This window comes from Anaerolineales bacterium, assembly GCA_003105035.1.
GTDB lineage: Bacteria > Chloroflexota > Anaerolineae > Anaerolineales > UBA4823 > FEB-25.
The window spans coordinates 111,318-134,837 of the sequence record PQAL01000024.1 but is presented as its reverse complement, the minus strand read 5'-3'; the positions used below and the strand labels follow the sequence as shown (position 1 = coordinate 134,837).

Genomic DNA, 23,520 nt, shown 5'->3' with positions numbered 1-23,520 from the left:
TTCCAGTCATTATTGAAGTGGAAAAACAGCCAGCAGTAGCCAGGCAGTAAACATCGCACCCGGTATGGCGAACGCCCAGCTGCCATGCTTGGCGGATATGGCTAGCATATGCAATCCCAGGATCACCGGGATCAGGGGCAGGATGATAAATATAAACCCAAGCCCTGGGTAAAGTGTCAACGCCAGGAATAAACCAGCCAGAACAACGATCACCTGGTATAGCCACCAACCGAGCTGCCCAGCTGGTCTGGCAGGTCTCGAAGCTTCACCGACTGCGTAGAACCAGGGCAATAATACAATGAAAGCAGGGATCCATAGGATTAACCGCTGTGGAATGAGCAACCAGGGCAGCCACACATAATTCCCAATCAATCCGACGCCAAGCCATAAAGCCGCAAAGACCACCAACCCCTTGGTAATCTCCTTACCCTTTGGCCAGCTAAACTTCGGCCGTAGAATCAGCAGGTTGATCACTCCGGCTGTTCCAAACCAGGCAATAAGAAAGCCACCTACCACTAACCCGAGCAGCTGAGAGATCTGTAGCCCACCCAGGCTGGCCAGCCACAGGAGCAGAGAACTTACAAGGCTACCTGCGAGCAGGGCCACCAGTCTGAGCCATCTGGGTTTCACCCCGAGGCTTTCATTGCTCGTGGGTTGGATGGTATTCACCACTGCGTTCGACACTAGGATGAACCCGATAATGCCCATCCCGAACCACAGGATGCGTCGGTCGGTATAATTGATCGCTCCGGCCTGTGCGCCATAGGTCGCATCCAGCCATGCACGTGCAGCTGTGTGGGCAAGCGGTGAAAACAGGATCGAGATGTGTTCGACATTGGGGATAATTACCAGCTTGCGGGCTGAACCAGCCGAGTAATTGTTGTTTTCTCCTCCCGCCGTCTCGAGTAGCTTTTTAGCATTAGCTACGAATTGCTGTTCTCGGCTACCCGCCATCAATAGCAGGTTGCGCGGTAATTCAGGCGTGACTGTCTGCCTGACCGGTGAGATGGCGATCGTCGCGTTGGTATCCGGGTGGACGATGCCGTACTCCAGCGCCACTCCGCTACCCATGGAATGCCCGAGGATAGCCACCTGATCTGGGTTGGCTGCCTCAGCTGCTACCGCCTGAGCAAGTGCTGCTTCAGAATCCTCAAGTAAACCGGAAGATTCATTTGAGAGGCTAAGCGGTGTGGGATTTTCGCCGTGCCCTTTAAAATCCCATGATACCGTGGTGTAACCGGCTTGAGCCAGGGTGAGGGCGAAGCCTCGCATAAGCACTGAAGACCCGGCAAATCCGTGGGCGATCAGCACCGTCGGTCTTGAAGCAGGTGCGGTATTTGACGGCGCGATGATCGTGACGGGAGGGTTGGTATCCGGTAGTTTTATTACTTCCAGTCCCTTTTGAGCTGTGGGTATTTGCCATACAGTTATTGCGATAAGTAATAATCCTAGGATGAGAAATATCACATATTTCCGTTTCATTTTCCTTGCCTGTTGTTCTGCCCTTCTCAGCTTTTATTCAACCCGTATTATTCTATCTGACAGCGATGATCAGGTGATGATCACCCTGGTCCCCATCCCCCTTTGCTCCCATTGGCGATGATTTTCGATCGGTGTCTTGAATACCGGCGTGGTCCAGCGGAACAGCCACTTGGCTTCGTCGGTGCGCATATTCACGCACCCATGGCTCATTTGCAAGCCGAAATTGTCGTGCCAGTACGTCCCATGGAAGGCGTTCCCGGGTGGGATCAGGAAAAACTGCGTCCAAGGCACCCCCGGTAAGTCACTTCCATCACTGGCCAGGTCACCGTCACCCATGTGCTTGGAGGGCATCTTGGATTGGATATTGTAATACCCGCGTGGAGTATCCCAGGGGATTCCTTCCGGATCTGGTTGCTGATTCAGCCCGGATGAGATCCGGGTTGAAAATACCAGCTTATCACCTTCATAGGCAGCCAGGCTCTGACCCTGGATTGATACTTCAATGCGTTTTTTAGAGGCTGGGACCTCAGGTGAGATCGGGGTAAGCTCGCTGTCGGGGATGATTCGCATATGCTCGGCAGGCACGTGGTACTCGTCCTCCCGCAACTCGTCATAAAGCCGGTACCAAAGCTTCCCATCCGGTCCCTCATCCACCCCCACACCCCAATGGGTCGATTGATAATATAGCCGGCTACGGGGTCGCCATCCTTCACTCAAGCTGCGTTGGTAAATTTGTGTGTAAGGCACGGTCACCTCACACAGCTGGCCACTTTCCGGTAAGCTATCAACGGGTTGGTTGTTGCGGTATTTCACCTTCTGAACATAAGCGCTATGGATATACCCTTCCCAAATCCGATACCAGTTTGGGTTGTAGGGAGGTCCATCTTCCGGGGTCAGCGAGTAATAGAGATTTACCAGTGTATCGCGGTGAAGATAATCAAGCGTCTCACCCTTTGGCCAGGTCGGCTCTTTGAACACACTCACTGTATCCTTGGTGATGCGCCCAAACTCACCAGTTGGACGGGAGGCATCATCTGCGGATGGCGGGAAGGAGTTGGCAGCCAGGGAGGTGAGTGCCAGGACACCCAGCTTGAGGAAATCTTTTCTTGAGATGGGTTTGACCATAGGCATGATTTTAATGAAACAATCCAAAGTAGGCAAGGATGTTTGCCTAACTACTTCCTTTGATTATTTAAGTTTATTCCGTGGATATTATCAGGCGATCCTTATCCGCCTTGAGGTAATAGCTACGAAATGCTTTGCTTTCCTTTAACCGTGCGTCCAGTGGGGTTTCCTGCAGATCGAATCCTTCGTTGGGCTTGTTTGTGCCTTCAGACAGGCAGATCTCCTCCCCTTTTTTTGACTCGACAACGATCATACCCCGCTCAATTAGCCAGTCAAGACCTGCCCGAATGGTCAGCGGAGTCTGCGCCATTGTAGCCGCTAATTCCATAACATTGACTCTCCCCAGAGAATTTTTGATACGGTATTTTATCAGCCCAACCAAACGTTTCAGGAATTCATCCGGCTCATCCATCCCTGGATTAATCGCGAACAAGTACACCCTGGTTGGTTTAACTTTATCAAGCACGGCTCTGATTTCTGATGGTCCAGGAGGAATGGTCCAAATGACCAGGTTCTCAGCCCCTGGGATGGAAAATCTATCGAAGCATGTCACCTGCAACCTGGCTCCTGCTTCTCCCCATACACTTAGCACCTGATTCTTGCTCAGTATGTTCAGCTTCGACATCGGATCAGCTTCATCCCTCATATCGACCACTTCTATGGGTCGTTTCTTACCTTGTAACGATATCGCCTCGGCTTCTTGAACACGGTAATCAACCCATTCGATCTGTACATCACGTTGACCCTTGTATGTACTAGCTCGGACTGCATATGCTAGGTCGAATCTCGTTTCTGGGAGGGGGAGTCCTGCACCGTGCCACCAGATGGACCGCATGCTATAACCTAATTCGTCCTCAACCGTGAGCTGAAGGTGATCAGCGTTTCGACCCACTGCGGCATAACCGGTCAGGCTCAAATTGCGGGTAGCGAATACCAATGGTGAATTTCCTGCTCCAAAGGGTGCCAGGCGCTCAAAATCCTCCACCAATCCCAGGGATAATTCCGATAAATTAAGGTAACCATCGATCTGCAGGTCTTTTTCCTTTTGAACTTCGATGCCCAGCCCCTGGATAGTGGTAGAGATAGCCTGGCGAAATTCAGGAATTAGGGCTGGGTCGATGGATAATCCGGCTGCCATCGGGTGACCACCAAAACCTTGCAGTAACCTCTGGTTAGCCGCGATAGCTTGGGTGATATTGATCCCTTCGATAGACCTGGCTGAGCCACGCGCCATCTCACCTACCGGGGCGGATAGCATGATTACCGGCCGATGATACTGCTCCACCAGGCGCGCAGCCACGATCCCGATCACCCCTGCTGGCCAGCTTGGATGGGATAACACCAGAACCGGTGTATCTAAAAGCCTCGGCTCGGCTGACAATTGAGCCTGGGCAGCTTCATACACCTGGTCAGTAAGCAGTTTACGTTGGGCATTCAATCGCTCCAGCTCGAGGGCCAATACCGCAGCCCGGCCCTTATCCTGAGTCATCAGCAGCTCGACCATGCTATTGGCATCATCCAGCCTTCCCAGAGCGTTCATGCGGGGTGCCAGGATAAACCCAACATGCTCTTCAGTGATGTTCGCCTGGGTGAGCTCGGTCAGTTCAAAAATGGATTGCAATCCTGGCCGTTTGGTGTGCCGCAAACTCTCTAGTCCAATTTGGGCCAGGTAACGCGTATCGCCTTTTAATAATGCCAGGTCAGCGATGATACCCAACGCCACAAGGTCCAGGTGATCTGCAGGTGGAAGGCCTTTTCCTTCGTGGTGCCATAATCCTTCCAGCAGCTTATAGGCCACGCCCACACCCGGGAGGGTGCTCAAAGGATGACTAGGTGGCAACATCTTGGGGTTAATAATCGCACTGGCGTTTGGCAGGCTTTCCTGAATGTCATGGTGGTCAGTGATCACCACTGACACCTGCTTCCCTACGGCATAATCGATCGCTTCATGCGCAGAAATGCCTGTGTCGCAAGTAATGATCAGATCCAAGCCATGCTTCAGGAATTTCTTCAATCCCGGCAGGCTGATGCCGTGGGATTCTTCCGCCCGGACTGGAATATGATAGATCACGTTTCCACCCAGTGCTTTCAGGGCGGTAACCAATACGGTCGTCGAGGTCTGCCCATCCACATCGAAATCGCCCCAGATGCCAATACGCTTGTTGTTATGTATGGCTTCCTGGATGATCCTTACTGCCTGGTCGAGATTGGGAAGCTCGATCGGAGCCGCGGGTTGGTATTCTTCGGGCGATAAGAACGCCTTGGCAGTATTGACTTCGACCAGACCGCGGGAATATAGAACCTGGCTGACCAGCCGGTTGCCACCGATTACCCGCCAGTAACTTTCGGGCACGCTTACTTCATGAGGTTCAAGCCAGGTTCTCAGCATACCCATTAAAACTCGATTTCTCCGATCTGGTCGAAATCGATGCGTAATTCATCGGGTGCATCCGGTTCCAGCCATTCCTCGAGATGGTGGATATCTCCAGCTTCCACTCCCCGATTACACAAAGAGCGGTAGGTGCAGTACAGGCAACGCCTGGTATCGGGAGTCAGCGGGAAGATGGCTTCAGTTTTTTGATCGATCGCTGCAATCAGACTGCTTATCGTCCGTAGATCATCGTTATAGCTGGCCTGATTGTAGGAGAAACGTTCCGGCTGTTCCGGGAAATTGGTGAACCAGTAGATCATTTCAACCAGGTCAGGATCAATTGCCTCCCCACCGCCTAAGCATGCACCTGCCTTGCTCAATATATAGGGGTAGATATGAGTCTGCAGGCGGTTTGCCAGCCATTTTCGTTTTGGGTGGTTTTCAGAGGTCTTCCAGTCAAAGATGAGCCATTTTCCATCAGTTTGGCACAATAGCAGGTCATATTTAGCCAAAACGCGGAAATCACCCACCGGGGCGGACAGAGTGAGCTCTTCGAAATGCGGATTGTTATCTAGCTGAATAGATGCAAGCACTCCATCACGAATTGAATGCAAGTAGTTATTCCACCAGGCTTCGAGCACTTCATCATTCGCGATTGAGATCTTTATCTCGTTCTCTGGCACACCCACCAGATGCTGGTGGACAATCTGGTGGAATTTCGATCCCTGGTCGATCCTGCGCTCATTTTCTAGATATGGCTCAGCTTCCACCGCTGGCCATTTTTGATGCAGGAGGTAACGCAGCTGGAAGCGTCGTTGGCAATCCACGTAATCCTGCAGGCTGCTTTGGCTGAAGATAAATCCCCTAGGTAGGCTCATGTTGGTTTTCTCCTGAGCGTTCCTGGAACGCAGCTAGCGCTACGAGTGGTATGGCTGGCCGGGCTTCTCCGCGCCGCCCATCATTCCAGGTGATGATCAGCTCCTTCTTGGCACGCGTGACGCCAACATAAAGTAAGCGTAGCCGCTCGCGTGCGTAGTCATTCCGTGCCGCGAATGTCGCTTTTCCTTCCTGGTACCAATGGTATTCGTCACTTGACACCAATACATTCAGCTGGGCAAGGGCTTCCGCTTCGATATTCAAGGAATCCCTGATGAAATATTTTTCTGAAATATATGGATCACCCCCCTGGCCGGAAGGGAAATCGTAGTTATTCACCGACATCAAATACACCCTGTCCCACTCCAGCCCTTTGGCTTTATGCATTGTGGAGATGATCACCTTCCCCTTGTGTTTATCTGGCTCGAACCCTGAATCACTTTCACTGAAGCCAATAAATCTGCGCTCATTTTTCGCGATCATGGCCAGCTCATCAGAGAGCTGGTGCAATCGCCAGTCTGGATGGGCATCTTGAGCGCGGGCAAGCAGCTCTGAAAGCTTATACGCCACAGCCAGCTCGCCCGCATCGGTCAATAGGTCCTGGGCCAGCATCAGAACGATCTGATCGATAGGCAGCAGCACGGCTTCCTGCCAGCGTCGCACCAAGAAACGGAACTGCGTGAATTGCGTGTAGCTTTCAGGTGCCCGTTCCTCCAACCCGGAATCCTCCAGCCAGTCTAATCCGCTTGTCGGCCACAAATAATCTTCAACATGGCTGATTTTGTGGAGCAACTCGGCTTGTTTTTCGACCTGCGCATTTTCATCTTCATTTTGGCGGCTATCGCGCTTCCAGACCCGGTACACCTTGGCTAACTTGCTGGATGAGCCGGGATCTGCCAGGTACTGCAGGATGTTTCCCAGGCTTCCAGCTGAAAAACGTGTGCTGCTCGAGCTACGCAGCAGATCGTCATAGTAAGGGATGTGCCTATGGCGTAGCTCGTCAACCAGATCGAAAGCCCTCAGGTTGCGCGGTACCAGAACTGCCACCGTCGCTTCCGGGTGGTCAGGCAACCACCGTTCAAGGCTATCTGCCACGGCCTGGATCTCTTCAGATGGCTTATATTTCTTTGTTGAGATATGGATGCAGGTTAGCTCATCTGGCGGATTGGGCTGGGGGTCATCGATGGGAGTAGGTTCGATCAGAGGCGAAGCCTGCAGAGCATCCTGTACGGCTGTGTTTGGATGTTCCCCGTTCGTCCACTGCACCAACCCATTGGCCAACCTGATGATTCCAGGCGTTGAGCGCCCTGAATTGGGCAATTCCTTCTGCTGAACGCCTGGTCGCCGGAGAAAATCGCGTAAATACTCCGGGCTGGCAGTGGTAAACGTCTCGTAAATCGCCTGGTTCGGGTCACCCACGCGCACCCAATTGCCAGTTTCTCCCGCCAGCAGGTTGAGGATCTTCTCCTGTAGCAAGCTGCTGTCTTGGGCTTCATCTTCCAGGATATATGGCCAGCGGTGGCGCAGGCGTTCCAGCAGCGATGCATCCCATTCCAGGGCTGTGAGAGCCAGGCGGATCAGGTCATCAAAATCAACCGCCCCGCGATAAATGAGCGCATTTTGATAATTTTCGTACATTTCCACGCCCATCGCGGCAAGGGGAAGGGAGGCAGGCAAATGTTTTATGTGCTCGCGCAAGTGTTCTGGTGTAAATTGGTGATCTTTGGCATACCGAATAAAACTACGAGCGACATCATTCACCAGGTCTGGAAGTTTTTCTCGTACCACCCAGTCTTTTTTATTCTCTTCAAGCTTGGGGTCGAGGAATGCATCCAATTCGCTTGGGTGGCTCGTTAGCCATGCCTGAGCCACACCATCCCTGATGTTGTCCGATTCCCTTTCATCGAGGATCTGAAAATTCGAATCCAACCCGAGCAGTTCCGGACGTTCTCGAACGATATCGTGTGCCAAACCATGCAACGTCCGAACTCGGTAGCCGATATTGGGGATCAACCCTCGCTTTTCGATAAACGAGCTGATCCGGTTGTAGAAATTGTCCACTGCTGAATTGACAAGGGTGACCACCAGGATTTCCTGGTCATCCAAGAGAATACCGCGTTTAAGCAAATCTGCAGCTAGAAAGGACAATGTCCAGGTCTTTCCACTGCCGGGTACAGCAGAAATCCCCATCTTGCCATGGGTGTACTTTAATATATCTTCCTGCTTGGGGCGAAGTTTGAACATCATTCTTCGATCAACCCTCGGCCAGTCCTTGCAGGATGTGGTGGAAAGCCTGGAGCAGTGGCCCGCGCTGCTCGTAGCCCTGTTCGTTGTACTCGCTCAACCCCAGGTAGATACGTTTACGGCAGCGATTCAACAACCCGTACACCAGGGAGCTCAACACCTGCTCCCCGGTTTCTACTTCTTCTGAATCCGTCCAGGTTTTATCACCGGGCCAGTTTCTGCTCAGCACATAGGGGTGGGTGAGAGGCTGGTATAGCCGCTCAGACCAGCTGCGGTTGCCGATATCCAGCCAGAATTGGACATCGACCGGGTAATTATTTGTTAAAAATGTATACGCAGGTGCAATAAACACAGCCTGCTCGGTCTGCGCCTTCCAGGCAGGCATGTATTGGGCAGCAATCACTCCATCGTTCAACATCTGGATATATTCCTTACCCATATCCACGCCTGTTTCGAGCAGGGTATTGCCCACCACGCGCCGGAATTTCCGGATCGAATCGACCAGGTTTGCTGCCACCTGGCCTTTATCATAGTCGGTGTGGAAGCCATACCCTGCTTGGGATAATATCTCTCCAAAAAGCCGGCTGATAAAATGATCCAGCTCACCGGGGCTGGCCTGCTGGTATTCAGCTAGCCATAGCCTCAGCCTTTCATACTTTTCTCCCAAGACATAGGAGATACGCTCTTGGGTGGTCGGGATGATCTGTTCGAAGGGTGAGAGCGTCGGGATGCCTGCACGGATTCGGAATACGATATCCGTCAGGAGCTTCGCCCGGATCAGGTCCATCCCGGCGATGGCTTGCATCAGGCTGTGCGCAACATCAAATTTGGTGGGGATGATACCCCAGGCAGGATGGGCTAATACTGCAAAGGTCACCAGGCAAAATGTGGCAGGTTCCTCACGCAGGCTGCGTGAAGGTCGGTGTGTTTTTACCGGGATGCCCCTGTTGGCCAGTCGGTTGACGATCGAGAACCGCAGTGAATCGGAGAGAAATGGCGCCAGGACAGCGATATTCTGAGGAGCAATGCCCTCATCATCAATCAACTGGCTGATCTGCGCAGCAATCCAATCCAACATTTGCGGATAATATGTATGGGTCTCATGCACAATCGCCGGGCGGGGGTCAATTTTTGGTTTCGGAGCAGGATTCCGTGCAAGTGCACCGCGCAAATACACAGACAGGGATTGGATTTCCTGGGATGGAACGAATGACGTCGTTAAAGAAAAATTTTGGTCACAGAGTTCTTTTATATGATATGCACTAACTGGATCTGCCCCCAGGAAGCGCCGGTAACCAGCCTGGCTATCGTAAATCACCAGGCTTGACTCTGCTTGGGGAATCCAATCGGCCAGCAGGTCATGGGTAATGGGCACATCTTCTTCGATATTGTCAACGATAAGGTGGCGGAACGAACGAATGAGAAATTGCTGGCATAGCTCCGATTTCCACAGATGCTGCCAAAATAGCTCGATCTGCAAGGAGAAATCCAGTAGATTGTTCTGCAAGCAGTAACCCCTGAAGAGGGCAGCGCAGGCTTGGGCTTCTTCATACACTTTGGACTGACCTGGCTCACCCGACCATGCTGTCTTTAATCGATCACCAATTTCTTGGCATGGAAAGCCGACAACTGCGGCTTTATTCAGGTTGTCAATGATCTGGCTGTACAACCGGTTGCGATCCATTGTAAGAGAAGCAAAGTAACCCTGGCCAAGAAGGGGGCGGACAAGGTGGGCCATGTAATATTGCGCGGTCTCCAGGGTCAAAAAGACCGGCTGCTCTTCGGGTCTTGCGAAGCCAGCTGGTCCCGCCACAAGCGGCCAGAACAGATCCACCATCCTCTGAGCAAGACCGCTGTGGGTCAGGACGCTCACCATTCCCCCCGCCACTACCCCTGGTAAATTCATTGCCTGGATATAAGGAGTTCCCAGGGTGCGTTGCGGGACCAGTACCAGGATCGTGTTGCCTGAAACACCTGTATCCATCAGGTGCAGCATACGCTCCACGCCAATCGTGGTTTTCCCGACTCCCGCAGGTCCTTCAAGGAAGGTTTTTGAGCCAATTGGAAGCTTGATGATCCTGGTTTGGTCAGAGGAGTATTGAGGGCTATGTAAGATGGCCATTTCTGGTATTTCGATAAGTTCCTTTTGCCTGTCCGCTGTGTGTATGGTTACAAAATTTGGTTAATCAGGGGAAGCAATCCCCTCCATAAACCAATTACGGATAGGTATCCACCAATTTTATTCTAAATATCCATTCCCAACAATCAGTGATGTTCACTCATTATGCAAAATGAGCTTAAATAGAAATCTCCTTTCAAACCTGAAGGAGATTTCGCGGTCAGCAAGCTGGTCGGGGCGCCGAGATTTGAACTCGGGACCTCACGGACCCGAACCGTGCGCGCTAGCCGGACTGCGCTACGCCCCGAACGGGTGGGATTATAATCTAGCCTGGATGCTTTGGCAAGGACAATGGCTGATCCTGCATACTGCCTGATTCAGTTCATTTACTATGGACAGTTTTAGGTATCAAATGATATCATCTACCGGTTAATTTTTTTTTAAACCAGGAGGATTTCTGTGAGTAACGGTGATAAAAAAGTTCGTGTAGCCATTATCGGTGTCGGTAATTGTGCCTCTTCGCTGGTTCAGGGGGTATCTTTCTATCAGAATGCTAAGAAAGATGAGAAGATCCCCGGTATCATGCATGTCAACCTGGGCGGGTATCACATACGAGATATCGAGTTCTCCGCCGCATTTGATGTGGTGGATACCAAGGTTGGCAAGGATTTATCCGAAGCCATCTACGCCTTTCCAAATAATACCTATAAATTCATTGAGGTACCCAAGCTGAATGTGCCCGTCGCTCGAGGGATGACCCATGATGGGTTGGGGAAATATCTGTCACAGGTTGTCAAGAAAGCCCCTGGGCCGACTGCCGATATCATCAACATCCTGAAAGACACCAAAACCGATGTTGTTATCAACTACCTGCCAGTCGGTTCGGAAATGGCAACGAAATGGTATGTTGAGCAGATCCTGGAAGCCGGTTGTGCGTTTGTGAATGCCATCCCGGTCTTTATCTCCAGCTCGGAATATTGGTCTAAGCGTTTTCAGGAGCGTAATTTGCCCATCATTGGCGATGACATCAAGAGTCAGGTGGGTGCTACCATCCTTCACCGGGTGCTCACCAGCCTGTTTGTCGACCGGGGTGTAAAACTGGACCGTACCTACCAGTTAAATTTTGGTGGTAACACTGATTTCCTCAATATGCTCGAGCGTGAACGGCTGGAATCCAAGAAAATTTCAAAGACTGGCGCGGTGACCAGCATGCTCCCTTACACGCTGCCCGAGACCGATGTTCACGTCGGTCCGAGTGATTATGTCCCCTGGCTGTCTGACCGTAAGTGGTGTTATGTAAGGATGGAAGGCACGACATTCGGGAATGTGCCATTGAACCTGGAAGTTAAATTAGAAGTTTGGGATTCACCCAATTCAGCAGGTGTGGTCATAGACGCTGTCCGTTGCGCCAAGCTCGCTCTCGACCGGAACATTGCTGGTCCGCTCATCGGCCCTTCTTCCTATTTTATGAAAACCCCACCCAAGCAGTTCAAAGATGACATCGCCCGTGAGATGACGGAAGCGTACATCCGCGGCAAAGAGTAGGCATGGTATAATTTCCGTTCTCAAAGAGTAACCCTTTTCTTTTAATAGCATTCTCGTAGGAGTTCATCTATGTCAGGACATTCGCATTGGGCTACGATTCGGCGAAAGAAAGGTGCCGCCGACGCTAAACGTGGTCAAATCTTTACTCGCTTAGCGCGTGAAATCGCCATGGCGGCTCGTGAAGGTGGTGGTGATCCCTCAACCAACGTAGGCTTAGAACTTGCCATCGACCGTGCCCGGGCGCAGAATATGCCCAAGGATAATATCGAGCGGGCAATCAAGCGGGGTACCGGTGAAAGCAAAGAAGGTGGAGAGCTCGAGCAGGTATATTACGAGGGATATGCCAATCACGGTGTGGCTTTGATGATTAACGTGGTGACCGATAATCGGAACCGTGCCGTAGCTGAGATTCGCCATGCCCTCACTCGCAATGGCGGGAGCATGGCTGAAGCTGGCTCGGTAGGCTGGCAGTTCAACAAATCTGCTTATTTCTCCTTTCCTGCACAAGGTGTCGATCAAAACAAGGTCTTCGAGCTAGCCGTAGAAGCCGGTGCGGATGACGTCATTTTTGATAAGGATTCCATCGAGATCATTGGTCCGGTAGATTCCTTTAAGGCGATCTCCGATAGCTTGCATGCTGCCAGCATAACGCCAGAGGAAGCCGGGTTACGCATGATTCCCAAGAATGAGATTGAACTGGCACCCGATGCTACCGTTCAGGTCATGCGTACGATCGAAGTGCTTGAAGAGCTGGATGATGTCCAGGAGGTGTTCTCAAACCTGACCATCACCGATGAGGCGATTGCAAGGCTTGAGCAAGATTAGCAGTCAAGGTAAGGATGATCACCTTAGGGATTGATCCTGGTACGGCGATCACCGGATATGGACTGATCAATGAAGAGCAGGATGGTAGCCTCACGGTTGTTGATTATGGAGTGATCCGCACAAAGTCTGACGAATCACAGGCTGAGCGTTTGGTCCAGCTTTACCATAAAATTAAAAATCTCATCCTTCTCCACCACCCCATCACAGGTGCGGTGGAGAAGCTTTTTTTTGAGCGGAATGTACGGACTGCCATCCATGTCGGTGAGGCGCGTGGTGTGGCCCTGCTGGCTATGGCAGAGCAGAATCTGCCTATTGGTGAATACACTCCACTGGAAGTGAAGCAGGCGGTGGCAGGTTATGGGGCAGCTGAAAAATCTCAAGTTCAGCAAATGGTCAGGGCATTATTATGCCTGGAATCAATACCCCAACCTGATGATGCAGCGGATGCCCTGGCTGTTGCCATCTGCCACATTCACAGCCAAAAAATCCTCAGGCTTTATGATCAGAGTCGTTGATGAAAACTGATTATCCGAGCAAGTCGCCAATGATCGAATTGTTCACTTCCACCTCGTGGAAGGATTATGAGCTATTAGATAGTGGTGACGGCTTAAAGCTTGAGCGATATGGATCGTACCGCTTTATCCGCCCCGAGCATCAAGCGGTCTGGAATCCTGCCTTACAGCAGAAAGAATGGGAAAAAGCAGTGGCTGTATTCCAGCCCACCAGTGACGAGAGCGGTGGGAATTGGCATTTTACAAAGAAGATTGATCTCCAGTGGGAGATGCACTACCGCGAGCTAAAGTTCATCGCCCGTACCAGCAATTCACGTCACCTGGGTGTATTTCCCGAGCAAGCCACGCATTGGGATTGGCTTAGTAAGACCATCACTGCATCCAAGTCATCGGTCAATGTTTTAAACTTATTTGGTTATACCGGTCTGGCTACACTGGCTGCCGCCCAGGCAGGAGCGCATGTCACCCACCTGGATGCTTCTAAGAAGGCCATTTCGTACGCCCGTGAAAATCAGCTGCTATCAGGCTTGCAAGATAAACCAATTCGTTGGATCATTGATGATGCAGTGAAGTTCGTCCAACGCGAGGCCCGCAGGGGTGTGCATTATGATGGCATTATCATGGATCCGCCTAAGTTTGGCCGAGGTCCAAAAGGTGAGGTGTGGGAGTTCTTCAAGATGCTGCCCTACTTGTTGCAACAGATCAAGCCCTTGTTCCCGCCCCAGCCACTTTTCCTGGTGATCACCGCTTATGCCATTCGGGCATCTGCATTATCCCTGCATTTTGCTGTCCAGGAATTGATGCAATCCTATCGGGGGAGCTTGTCGACAGGCGAGCTGGTAACCCATGAAACCAGCGCTGGGCGAATCTTATCGATGGCGATAACTTCACGATGGTCAGCGGATTAAGCGGAACTAGTACTTAAGGAGGCGATCATGATTTCCATCTTGCACGGTAATGTTATTTCTCAAGAATCCGATGGGATCATTGTGGATGTCAATGGGGTTGGCTTCCATGTACTGGTACCTGTGCCCTTGCGTGATCGCCTTCAACCGGGAGAGAATATTTACTTATTTACCCGTATGATCGTCCGGGAGGACGCCTGGATTTTATGCGGTTTTGAAACCAAAGAGGGCCGTGAAGTGTTTGACCTGGTACTCAGCGTTAATGGCGTAGGACCGCGCCTCGCAATGAGCATCCTCTCAACCCTGACACCAGATACAATCCGCCGGGCAGTGTTTAATGACCAGGCGGAGGTTTTTAGCCGAGTGCCTGGCATCGGGAATAAGACTGCCCAAAAGATCGTGCTGCATTTGCAGGACCGCCTGCCATCCACGGAAGGATTGGCTCCCCTGTCAAGAATCAGCGAGGTGGACACCGAGGTACTGGCAGCTCTCACCTCCCTTGGATATAGCCTGGTTGAAGCTCAGGCAGCCTTGCAGTATATCCCACGCGATACCCCTCAGGACGTGGAGACACGTCTACGCATAGCCTTGCAATATTTTTCCACTCCGTAATCATTCCCAATTACTTTTCACTTCGCTCGATAAGTTGTGCTTTCGTCCTGGCGTACGTGAATAGTGCGATTCAGGTGACGCTTCCGATAAGGCCGGTTAACTAGCATATCGTTATATAAGTATCTGATTAATGATGGTGATGCCCGTATGCCATGCGAGAAAATCATGGATTTATATGCTATACTTTTCACATTCTCGAATATATCGTCAAACAGGCCGGGTATAAGGGATTTCCATCTTATTGTCCGGGATCAAAGACAGTATATCTGCTGCTCGTGTCGACGTGTAATTAAATAGCAGCTATTTATGAGCGGATTTATTTTCCTATGAATTTAGAGATTAATATTCCCAACAATTTTATTCACCCCGATCCCATTCCCATCATTAAAGTAAAGGGGACGCATAAGGAGATCGGCAGGCAGGTCGGTGAGGCATTTCGTGAGCAAATTCGTCATCACCTGGAGAACACGCGTGATCTGATCCGCTGCACCTACGAAACGCTTGAGCTGGATTGGGACGGTGCCCGCATGCAGGGACGTAAATACCTGCCGTTTGCCCAGGAGAGATACCCCGAATATGTAGATGAGTTATTTGGCTTATCTGAGGGGGCTAATGTGGATTTTGATGATGTTGGCGTGGTGAATGCGCTTGAAGCAGTCACCATGGATGCCCTGCATCTAAGCAAGTGCACCAGCATGGCTATCAGTGAGACGAATACAGCTGATGGACATGTTCTGATCGGCCATAATGAAGATTGGATACCTGAAGATGAGCCGGATGTCTTTCTGATCCATGCAGAACCGGATGATGACCCGCCCTTCCTGGCCATGACGTACGGAGCCTTGCTGCCGAACATCGGCTTCAATGCTTATGGCATTGCCCAATGCTGTGATTCAGTCTATCCCAATGATAGTCGGATCGGTATCCCCCGCTTGGTAGTCTCACGAGCCATCCTGGCAGCCAAGACTCCCAGCGAAGCTATCCGTCAATGCTTAATTCCTCGCCGCGCGGCTGGTTATAACCACCTGTTAGCGCATGAAAGTGGTGAAATCTACAGCGTTGAAGTTTCCGCTCGCAAGTTTGCCATTCTTTACGCTGATGATGGCTATATGGTTCACACAAATCACTATCTCGATCCCAATATGCAGGTGATTGAATACGAGCCCGATGAGCTCATTTCAACCCGGGTCCGGTACCTGCGAGCCAATCGGCTTCTGCGCGAATCAGACCAGCACACGATAAAAACACTCCAGACCATCCAGCGGGACCACATAAATTTTCCCAATTCCATTTGCAACCATGCTTTGGATGATATGGATCTCCTCGATCGGGAGAAGACAGTCAACTCCATGGTCATCGACCTGACAGCGCGGGCCATGCACATAGCCTGGGGTAACCCTTGTGCCAATGCCTCCCATACATATTACCTAGATGCGTGATGGTATAATGTTTTTAGTCGATAATGGCAGTGCCATGTGCCCCTTGGCAATAATTACCAGGAGCTGAGATTGGCTTTTAACCCCCTTAATTGGTTGTTGGGCTTTTTCTCCCTTGATATTGGGATTGATCTGGGAACCGCAAACACCTTGGTCAATGTTCGTGGAAAAGGCATCGTGATCAATGAGCCTTCATGGGTCGCGATTGATAAACGCACGCGCATTCCCCTGGCGATCGGTGCCGAAGCCAAGGAAATGATGGGACGCACCCCACCCAATGTGATTGCCATCCGACCATTGCGTGACGGGGTCATCTCAGAATTCGAGATCACCCAGGCCATGCTTGAATATTTTATAGAAAAAGCTCACCGCCAGAGCATCGTTCCTGTACCACGCCCACGCGTGGTGGTGGGTATTCCTTCTGGTGCTACCGAAGTCGAGAAACGCGCCGTGTATGATGCGGCCATGTCGGCTGGGGCGCGTGAAGCTGGTTTGATTGAAGAGCCCATGGCAGCTGCCCTGGGAGCCGGATTACCGGTCAATGAGATTCGCGGCAGCATGATCGTCGATATCGGTGGCGGGACCTCCGAGGTAGCGGTGATTTCCATGGGCGGGATTGTCGTCTCGCGCTCTTTGCGTGTAGCCGGTGACGAGTTGGATCAGGATATCGTCCAGTATATGCGTAATAAATATAACCTGCTGATCGGTGAGCGGATTGCCGAACAGGCTAAAATCAATATCGGATCTGCCACCCATTTACCAGAGGAAAAAACCATCATCCTACGCGGCAGGAACCTGGTGACTGGCTTGCCGGAAAGCGTGGAAGTGTCATCAGTGGAAATCCGTGAAGCGATATCAGTCTCAGTGAACACCATCATCGATACCGTCAAGGACGCCATGGATGAGACCCCTCCTGAGATCATCGCCGACCTGATGGAGACCGGGGTCTGCCTTTCGGGCGGCGGTGGGTTGCTGCAGGGTTTGGACCGCCGGTTGAGTGAGGAGCTCAAAATCCGGGTGTGGGTCGCTGAAGATCCAATGAGCTGTGTTGCACGAGGTGCAGGCTCAGTGCTCGAGAACTATGATATTTTAAATCACCTGCTGACCAGCCTGGAACGTTCGAGTGATGGTCGGCATGCTCAATTTGGCTCATAAGGGGCGAGGCGGAACTTCGTCATTTTTAGTTGTGTGTCCCAAAGATTAATGAGCCTCATATGATGAAAATTAATTCTCCGCGTAGCACGCAATTTATCATCCTCATTTTAGTCGCCTTGGGCGTCATCGGCCTGGCATTGGGTGGATATCTGACCCCGTTATCCAGAATCGTGTTGTCTCCATTTGTATCAGCACAAAGTTGGTTGGCTCAGCGTTACCAGGCAATTCAGAGCTTGATCGCCCAGCCCGAGGATGTCACCTCACTCCGCCAAAAAAATGCCCAGCTTGAGGCGGAAAATTCCAAGTTACAGGTCCAGATCGTCGAACTTCAGCAGCAGGTTACTGAAGCGCAGCTGCTCTCGACACTCGTTGATTATGAACGGCGGCATGTTGAAAACCAGTATATGGCAGCTTCGGTGATTGCCCGGGATATCAGCCCTTTCATGCATTATGTGATTATTGACCGTGGCTCAGATGACGGGCTGCGAAAAGGTATGCCGGTCATCACCGCTCAAGGATTGATTGGCAACATCGCCGCAGTAACGGCCGGAGCTGCACGTGTCCAGCTGATCAATGATCCGGGCTCAAGTGTCAATGTCATCCTGCAGGAATCCGGTGAAGAGGCAGTCCTCAACGGGCAGATCACAGGTGAGATTGAGCTGAATATGATCAGCCAAAATGCCACCGTTCTCCCTGGTGAGCTGGTGATGACGTCTGGTTTGGGAGGAAATTACCCGGCCAACTTGCTTATCGGCCAGGTATTGACGGTTAAATCTGAAGCTTCCGCATTGTTTCAAACTGCCAGCGTGCAACCTGCGGTCGATTTTTCACAGTTGTCGATCGTCTTGGTTATCACAAATTTCCAACCCGTTGATATTACTCCTCTGGTTCCGTCTTCCACCAACCCCTGATTATCGAAAATGGCGAATCTTGCTGGCTTAATTCTTTTCGGCATACTGGCTATTATCCAGAGTACAATTGTCAGCGCCATGCCTTTGTTGAATGGCACGGCTGACTTGATCCTGCTTTTTATCCTGGCCTGGGCTCTGCAGGATCGGGTCACATCCGTTTGGCAGTGGTGCCTGATCGGGGGGATCTTCGCCAGCCTGTATTCTGCTTTACCCTTCGGAGTCTACCTAATCACCTACTTTATCTGTGCGGGAATTGGTCGCCTTTTAAAACAGCGCGTATGGAAAGCCCCCGTATTAGCCATGCTGGCGGCTACATTCATCAGCACCTTGTTGGTAATGTTTATTTCATTTGCTGCACGACTGGTAAGCGGTGTGAATCTCCCGCTGATCAGTGTATTAAATTTGATCATCCTACCTAGCTTGATATTAAATCTAATCCTGTCCGTGCCCATCTTTTCGATAACCCATGATTTGGCCGGATGGTTATACCCGGAAGAGTTAAAGGTATGAAAAGTTCTGCTGCCCTTCAAAATATGGTTGCCCCCTGGCGCATCATCCTCTTTGGTGCAATATTGATCGCCCTTTTCCTCATTTATGTTGGTCGTTTATTCAGCTTACAGGTAGTAGAGTATTCAACCTGGCTGGCTAAATCCAATGAGAACCGCACACACGAGATCAATTTGCCTGCAACGCGCGGCATGGTGTATGACCGCCAGGGGTTCATCCTGGCCCGAAATATCCCCTCTTATAACGTGGTGATCACTCCAGCAAATTTACCCGATGATGACGGCGAGATCCAGAATATCTTCCGCGAAATATCCAACCTCACAAGTGTTCCGGTAAATCGTGGAGAGGTTTCACCAAATGATCCATTTGTCCCATGCATTTCTGACCATGGGATTACCCAAATCGTGACATATGGTGAAACTACTGCTCCGTATGAACCGGTGAAAATTGCTTGTGATGTAAAAGAGGAAGTTGCCCTGGTGATCCAGGAGAATACTGGAAACTGGCCTGGCGTAGGCGTTGATGTGGTCCCGGTGCGTGATTATCCGACCGGCTCGCTGACTGCTTCTGTCATCGGTTTCCTAGGACCAATACCGGCCACCGAAGAAGAGTACTATCGTTCGCAAGGCTTCGTACCCAACCGCGATAAGGTAGGTTACGCCGGTGTTGAGCTGTATTTTCAAAATTTGCTGGCCGGTGTGAATGGCCACAGAGTGGTTGAGTGGGATATCGCTGGCCAGATCCTCGATGACCTCGTCCCACCTCAACCTGCAACCCCAGGTTCCAGCGTCGTACTCACCATCGATACCCGCTTGCAACAGGCTGCCCAGTCTATTCTCCAGGACGAGATTATGGATTGGAACCAGTCCTTTGACGAAGAACGCATGACCAGCGGCGCCGTGATTGCTATGAATCCCCGCACTGGTGAGATCCTGGCCTTAGTGAATTATCCGACTTACGAGAATAATCGCATGGCTCGAATTATCCCGGCTTACTATTACCAACAGCTAATCGCTGACAAACGTAACCCACTGCTCAACCTGGCGGTGGGTTCTGAGCTGCCAGCAGGCTCGGTGTTCAAGCTGGTCACAGCAACGGGTGGGCTGAACGAAGGTATCGTCACACCGGATGAGATCATAAAAACACCTGGAAAGATCACTGTCAAGCAGATTTATTATGCCAACGACCCCGGCAGACCGCGCGATTTTGTTGATTGGATCTATAAAACCAATCCTGATGGCTTCGGCCAGCTCGATTTTGTGCATGCCATTGCCAATTCCAGTAATGTTTATTTCTACAAGGTGGGTGGTGGATATGAAGATGAAGTCGATCCCGGTTTGGGTATCTGCCGCTTGGGCACCTATGCACGTGCCCTCGGATACGGGGAATTGGATGATGGGTATGCTGGCTTACCGAGTGGTTACAAGACACCAGAGATCGAGCTGCCGGATGTGGCTGCCGGCTTGATTCCCGATCCAACCTGGAAACGCATCAACCAGGGTGAAAGCTGGTCCACAGGTGATACTTATATCTCCAGCGTCGGTCAAGGGTATGATCTGGCTTCCCCTCTCCAGGTGCTGATGTCAGCTGCCACGGTGGCAAGTGGGGGTAAGCTGATGGCTCCCACATTGCTTTACGAAGTACTAGACAGTGAAGGCAACGTCACTCAACCCTTTACCCCTCGTGAGCGTTGGGACCTCACCGCAGATCCGGTCATCCAGGTCTTCGAAGATAACACCATCCGGGGTTGCCAGCCTACCGGAGAAATGAAAACAGTGCAACCCTGGGTATTTGACCAAATTCGCCAGGGGATGCGTCTGGCTGTACTGGAAGGCACATTAAAGGATGTATTTGAGAATGTAAACATCGCTGTTGCTGGTAAGACTGGCACAGCCGAGTATTGTGACGAATTTGCCCAGGCAAAGAACCTGTGTGAGCCGGGTAACTGGCCCTCACATGCCTGGACGGTGGCATTTGCGCCTTACGAAGACCCCGAGATTGCCGTGGTGGCGTTCGTTTACAATGGCCAGGAAGGTTCCACTGTCGCTGGCCCCATCGTCAGGCGGGTCTTGGAGGCATACTTTGAGCTCAAGGCGGCTGACAGTACCCTGACTCCTTAGCTACGGGTGTTGATCAGCAATGCTATAATCTGGCGAAATTTACTGAGCATGTAAGGGCGAGATAATCTTTTACGAATGAGTCAAACGAACTGGCGTCACTTCGATTTCTGGTTATTGGGTGCGGTCGCATTGATGACCATTTTTGGCATTACAATGATTCGGTCCTCGGTGGCTGGGAACATCGAGCTTGAGTCCACCAATATTGTCCAGCGCCAGATCATCTTTGCCGTTCTGGGTTTCGCGGTCATCTTCATTGCCGCAGCCATAGATTACCATCTCTGGGCATCCATTAGCCGTCCAATGTACATCATTACCGCCATCTTTTTGGGTGCCCTGACTATTGCCGGTCAGGCTCTTTATGGTTCCGCTCGCTGGTTCGATACCGGGGTGATCCTGATCCAACCCTCCGAGATTGCCAAAATCGTGGTGATCCTGGTCCTGGCAGATTTTTTTTCCAGGAATCTAGAAAAACTGGAAAATCTCACCTGGATTGGGCGCAGCCTTTTATATACCTTGGGTATTGTGGTTTGGATTATCCTGCAGCCGAACTTGAGCACCTCATTGGTGATATTGGCCATTTGGTTTGCCCTTTTATGGGCCAGTGGTTTAAAGGTGAAATACCTGTTCATCTTTGGCGCGGCCGGCCTGATCATACCTTTCGTTGCTTATCCTCTCCTAGCCGACTATCAGCAACAGCGCATTTTGAATTTTCTGATTTCTGACCCGAATGCCACACAGGGCGAGACCTATAATATCCAGCAAGCCCTGATCAGCATCGGGTCGGGTGGTCTGCTGGGCAAGGGCTACAATCAGGGCACCCAGGTTCACCTGCGATTTCTCAAGGTACGCTGGTCAGATTTTATTTTTTCAGCCACTGCAGAAGAATTCGGTTTTATCGGTTCGGTGCTCATCATGGTTCTGCTTTTATTTATCATTTATCGCTGCCTGCGAGTGGCTCGGTTGGCACGGGATACGTTTGGTTCCCTGATCGCCTTTGGGGTTGCAGTTCTCCTGGCATTCCAGGGTATGGTGAATATCGGCGTTAATTTAAAGCTTTTACCCGCTACAGGACTACCGCTGCCCTTCATCAGTTATGGGGGGAGCTCCTTGCTCTCCTTGTTGTTAGGGGTAGGCCTGGTTGAAAGTGTGATCCTGCGCCATAAGCCGCTTGAGTTCTAATTATCGATAAAAATATTAGTGCATTGCGCATAGACACAAGAAATCATCAAGGAGACGCTTTGTGGCTCAATTAAATCCAGTTCGAGTGCGATTTGCACCCTCTCCAACAGGGAGAACCCACCTGGGGAGTGGGCGTACAGCCCTGTATAACTACTTGCTTGCCCGCCAGACCGGTGGGACATTTATCTTGCGCATTGAGGATACCGACCAAAAGCGCTATGTTCCCGGGGCTGAGCAAGAGCTGATCGATAGCCTGCATTGGCTGGGTATTGACTGGGATGAAGGGCCCGGACTAGGCGGACCGCATGGCCCGTACTACCAGACGCAACGCCGGGAGATTTATGCCGAGCATGCCCGTAGATTAATTGAAAGTGGCCATGCCTATTATTGCTTTTGCAGCCCTGAGCGCCTGGAGCAAGTACGCAGGGAGCAGCAAAGCCGTAAAGAAAATCCGCGCTATGACGGTCTTTGTCGCCGATTGAATCCCGCTGAGGCCGCTGCCAGGGTTGCCAATGGGGAGCGACATGTGATTCGTTTCAAGGTTCCAGAGTCTGGCTCGATCACAGCTCATGATTTGCTCCGTGGTGATATCACGGTAGAGAACTCCGCACTGGATGACCACGTCATCGTGCGCTCGGATGGACTGGCGCTTTACCACCTGGCAGCCATGGTGGATGATCACCTGATGGACATCACGCATGTCATCCGGGGTTCTGAATGGCTGTCCACTTTTCCGCTGCATGCTCACATAATCCGTGCCTTTGGCTGGCAGGAGCCGGAGTTCATCCACCTGTCAGTCTTCCTTAAACCGAGTGGCAAAGGAAAGATGAGCAAACGCGAAACCTCCCAACTCATCCAGGATGGGTACTCGATATTTATCAAAGACTTGAAGGATTTGGGTTACATCCCTGAGGGTGTGGTCAATTGGGTGGCATTGATGGGTTGGAGCTATGATGACCGCACAGAGTTCTTCACCCTACAGGAGCTGGTTCAGAAATTCAACCTGGAACACCTGAATCCCTCCCCAGCAGCGATTAATTTCACCAAACTGGATTATTTCAATGGGCTACATATCCGTAATCTCCCAAATGATGACCTGGCCCAAAGATTGGCACCCTATATCGCCATTGCTGGCCTACAATTGGATGAGGACAAGCTATTGCAAGCAATTCCCATCATCCGGGAGCGCCTGGTTACCCTGGATGATGTTATCCCCGTTGCAGGTTTCTTATTCAAGGATGAAGTCACCCCCGTTCCAGCAGAGCTGATTGGTGATAAGCTTACCTCAACAGAATCGGCCCATATTGCCAGGCAGGTCTACACGATCCTCAGCGGGTTGCCAGAGATAGACAAAAACCAGGCAGAACCTCTCTTGCGAGAATTTGTGGAGCAATCCGGCTTAAAACCCGGCCAGGTGTTTGGCATCATCCGGGCTGCGGTGACGGGGCAGAAGAACAGCCCACCGCTATTTGAATGCATGGAGATCATTGGTAAGGAGAAGATTCTCGAGCGAATAAACACTGCGGCGCATACACTGGAAAAAATGTAGAAATCACCTGAATACCGATACCAGGCTGGACGCAGCACGTCTGGCGT

General features: G+C 51.3%; 18 protein-coding genes and 1 tRNA gene. 12 read left to right on the top strand and 7 right to left on the bottom strand.

Going from position 1 to position 23,520, the window contains the following annotated elements; all coding sequences use genetic code 11:
• Positions 1-9: 9 nt before the first annotated feature.
• The 7 genes from C3F13_10575 to C3F13_10545 form a co-directional block, all read right to left on the bottom strand.
• Positions 10-1,482 (bottom strand): alpha/beta hydrolase, encoded by a 1,473-nt coding sequence (locus tag C3F13_10575; protein ID PWB53054.1) that lies wholly within the window; start codon positions 1,480-1,482, stop codon positions 10-12.
• 69 nt (positions 1,483-1,551) lie between these two features.
• Positions 1,552-2,634 (bottom strand): hypothetical protein, encoded by a 1,083-nt coding sequence (locus C3F13_10570; protein PWB53053.1) that lies wholly within the window; start codon positions 2,632-2,634, stop codon positions 1,552-1,554.
• A gap of 46 nt (positions 2,635-2,680) precedes the next feature.
• A complete protein-coding gene (recJ, locus tag C3F13_10565; GenBank protein PWB53052.1) occupies positions 2,681-5,002 on the bottom strand; it encodes a single-stranded-DNA-specific exonuclease RecJ in 2,322 nt (773 codons plus the stop codon).
• Positions 5,002-5,856, bottom strand: a complete 855-nt coding sequence (locus tag C3F13_10560; GenBank protein ID PWB53051.1) for a PD-(D/E)XK nuclease family protein — start codon at positions 5,854-5,856, stop codon at positions 5,002-5,004. The genes recJ and C3F13_10560 overlap by 1 nt, the downstream gene beginning before the upstream one ends.
• The gene (locus C3F13_10555; GenBank protein ID PWB53050.1) at positions 5,843-8,101 is read right to left on the bottom strand and encodes an ATP-dependent helicase; all 2,259 of its coding nucleotides are present in this window, start codon (positions 8,099-8,101) and stop codon (positions 5,843-5,845) included. The genes C3F13_10560 and C3F13_10555 overlap by 14 nt, the downstream gene beginning before the upstream one ends.
• 7 nt (positions 8,102-8,108) lie before the next feature.
• Positions 8,109-10,220, bottom strand: coding sequence for a hypothetical protein (locus C3F13_10550; GenBank protein PWB53049.1), 2,112 nt, complete (start codon positions 10,218-10,220; stop codon positions 8,109-8,111).
• A gap of 226 nt (positions 10,221-10,446) precedes the next feature.
• Positions 10,447-10,524 (bottom strand) — tRNA-Pro (locus C3F13_10545).
• A 152-nt stretch (positions 10,525-10,676) separates the two neighbouring features.
• On the opposite strand from C3F13_10545, the gene C3F13_10540 reads away from it, so the two are divergent.
• The 12 genes from C3F13_10540 to C3F13_10485 all read left to right on the top strand — a co-directional run bounded on the left by C3F13_10540 (position 10,677) and on the right by C3F13_10485 (position 23,473).
• The gene (locus tag C3F13_10540) at positions 10,677-11,762 is read left to right on the top strand and encodes an inositol-3-phosphate synthase (protein PWB53048.1); all 1,086 of its coding nucleotides are present in this window, start codon (positions 10,677-10,679) and stop codon (positions 11,760-11,762) included.
• 69 nt (positions 11,763-11,831) lie between these two features.
• Positions 11,832-12,587 (top strand): YebC/PmpR family DNA-binding transcriptional regulator, encoded by a 756-nt coding sequence (locus C3F13_10535; GenBank protein ID PWB53047.1) that lies wholly within the window; start codon positions 11,832-11,834, stop codon positions 12,585-12,587.
• 14 nt (positions 12,588-12,601) lie between these two features.
• A complete protein-coding gene (locus C3F13_10530) occupies positions 12,602-13,102 on the top strand; it encodes a crossover junction endodeoxyribonuclease RuvC (protein ID PWB53046.1) in 501 nt (166 codons plus the stop codon).
• A complete protein-coding gene (locus C3F13_10525) occupies positions 13,102-14,007 on the top strand; it encodes an SAM-dependent methyltransferase (protein PWB53045.1) in 906 nt (301 codons plus the stop codon). The genes C3F13_10530 and C3F13_10525 overlap by 1 nt, the downstream gene beginning before the upstream one ends.
• A gap of 27 nt (positions 14,008-14,034) precedes the next feature.
• Positions 14,035-14,616, top strand: a complete 582-nt coding sequence (gene ruvA, locus C3F13_10520; protein PWB53044.1) for a Holliday junction branch migration protein RuvA — start codon at positions 14,035-14,037, stop codon at positions 14,614-14,616.
• A gap of 326 nt (positions 14,617-14,942) precedes the next feature.
• Positions 14,943-16,055: a hypothetical protein gene (locus C3F13_10515; GenBank protein PWB53043.1), complete on the top strand. Its 1,113-nt coding sequence runs from the start codon at positions 14,943-14,945 to the stop codon at positions 16,053-16,055.
• A 69-nt stretch (positions 16,056-16,124) separates the two neighbouring features.
• A complete protein-coding gene (locus C3F13_10510) occupies positions 16,125-17,207 on the top strand; it encodes a rod shape-determining protein (GenBank protein PWB53042.1) in 1,083 nt (360 codons plus the stop codon).
• A gap of 59 nt (positions 17,208-17,266) precedes the next feature.
• Positions 17,267-18,118 (top strand): rod shape-determining protein MreC, encoded by an 852-nt coding sequence (mreC, locus tag C3F13_10505; protein PWB53041.1) that lies wholly within the window; start codon positions 17,267-17,269, stop codon positions 18,116-18,118.
• A gap of 9 nt (positions 18,119-18,127) precedes the next feature.
• Positions 18,128-18,628, top strand: a complete 501-nt coding sequence (locus tag C3F13_10500; protein ID PWB53040.1) for a hypothetical protein — start codon at positions 18,128-18,130, stop codon at positions 18,626-18,628.
• Positions 18,598-20,745, top strand: a complete 2,148-nt coding sequence (locus tag C3F13_10495) for a hypothetical protein (protein ID PWB53039.1) — start codon at positions 18,598-18,600, stop codon at positions 20,743-20,745. Before C3F13_10500 ends, C3F13_10495 begins: the two co-directional genes overlap by 31 nt.
• A 75-nt stretch (positions 20,746-20,820) precedes the next feature.
• A complete protein-coding gene (locus C3F13_10490; protein PWB53038.1) occupies positions 20,821-21,924 on the top strand; it encodes a hypothetical protein in 1,104 nt (367 codons plus the stop codon).
• A gap of 61 nt (positions 21,925-21,985) precedes the next feature.
• Entirely contained in the window at positions 21,986-23,473 is a 1,488-nt protein-coding gene (locus C3F13_10485) for a glutamate--tRNA ligase (GenBank protein ID PWB53037.1), read from the top strand.
• Positions 23,474-23,520 lie beyond the last annotated feature (47 nt).

Excerpts from the sequence above, each read along its gene's own strand:
- C3F13_10500 (PWB53040.1), top strand. The coding sequence starts at position 18,128 with ATGGCGAATCTTGCTGGCTTAATTCTTTTCGGCATACTGGCTATTATC.
- C3F13_10575 (PWB53054.1), bottom strand. The coding sequence starts at position 1,482 with ATGAAACGGAAATATGTGATATTTCTCATCCTAGGATTATTACTTATC.
- C3F13_10525 (PWB53045.1), top strand. The coding sequence starts at position 13,102 with ATGAAAACTGATTATCCGAGCAAGTCGCCAATGATCGAATTGTTCACT.
- C3F13_10535 (PWB53047.1), top strand. The coding sequence starts at position 11,832 with ATGTCAGGACATTCGCATTGGGCTACGATTCGGCGAAAGAAAGGTGCC.
- C3F13_10515 (PWB53043.1), top strand. The coding sequence starts at position 14,943 with ATGAATTTAGAGATTAATATTCCCAACAATTTTATTCACCCCGATCCC.
- C3F13_10530 (PWB53046.1), top strand. The coding sequence starts at position 12,602 with ATGATCACCTTAGGGATTGATCCTGGTACGGCGATCACCGGATATGGA.
- C3F13_10490 (PWB53038.1), top strand. The coding sequence starts at position 20,821 with ATGAGTCAAACGAACTGGCGTCACTTCGATTTCTGGTTATTGGGTGCG.
- C3F13_10550 (PWB53049.1), bottom strand. The coding sequence starts at position 10,220 with ATGGCCATCTTACATAGCCCTCAATACTCCTCTGACCAAACCAGGATC.
- mreC (PWB53041.1), top strand. The coding sequence starts at position 17,267 with ATGATGAAAATTAATTCTCCGCGTAGCACGCAATTTATCATCCTCATT.
- C3F13_10495 (PWB53039.1), top strand. The coding sequence starts at position 18,598 with ATGGTTATACCCGGAAGAGTTAAAGGTATGAAAAGTTCTGCTGCCCTT.
- recJ (PWB53052.1), bottom strand. The coding sequence starts at position 5,002 with ATGGGTATGCTGAGAACCTGGCTTGAACCTCATGAAGTAAGCGTGCCC.
- C3F13_10555 (PWB53050.1), bottom strand. The coding sequence starts at position 8,101 with ATGATGTTCAAACTTCGCCCCAAGCAGGAAGATATATTAAAGTACACC.
- C3F13_10560 (PWB53051.1), bottom strand. The coding sequence starts at position 5,856 with ATGAGCCTACCTAGGGGATTTATCTTCAGCCAAAGCAGCCTGCAGGAT.
- ruvA (PWB53044.1), top strand. The coding sequence starts at position 14,035 with ATGATTTCCATCTTGCACGGTAATGTTATTTCTCAAGAATCCGATGGG.